Here is a 542-nt window from a genome sequence, read left to right on the forward strand (position 1 = left end):
TCGAAGGTGGGGCCGGCGATTGGGACGAAGTCGTAACAAGGTAGCCGTACCGGAAGGTGCGGCTGGATCACCTCCTTTCTAAGGAGCATCGACTGGCCGTCGTTGATTCCGCTTCGGTGGGGTGCGATGGTCGGTGGCCGCTGTTGACGGCGAATGTTCGTCAGGTGGCTGCTCATAGATGTGGAGCACTGGTTATTCATCGGGTCGTGTGTGCGGCTCGGCTAGTACCGCCCTTCGGGGAGTGGGAACGACGAGTCCGGGTGCACGGTCTGGTGGGCACGCTGTTGGGTCCTGAGGAAACGGACACGTTTCTTCTGGATCGCGGGATCAGGTTCCGCAGCCTCTTACCGGGGTTGTGGCCTGGTGGGCCCGGTTGTTTATTGAGAACTGCACAGTGGACGCGAGCATCTCTGGTGAGATCTGGACTCGTTTGAGTTTTGATCTCATCTGCGATTTGTTTTGATCGTTTTGTGTGTTCAAGTTTTTAAGGGCATACGGTGGATGCCTTGGCATCAGGAGCCGATGAAGGACGTGGGAGCCTG

The 542-nt window shown here is 57.6% G+C and carries 1 rRNA gene; it reads left to right on the plus strand.

Annotation, left to right across the window (positions count from 1 at the left end):
- Positions 1–78: ribosomal RNA gene (locus tag ACFQ11_RS37830) — 16S ribosomal RNA — on the plus strand; the annotation flags it as partial.
- Positions 79–542: the final 464 nt, after the last annotated feature.

It is taken from the genome of Actinomadura sediminis (assembly GCF_042675525.1).
GTDB lineage: Bacteria > Actinomycetota > Actinomycetes > Streptosporangiales > Streptosporangiaceae > Spirillospora > Spirillospora sediminis.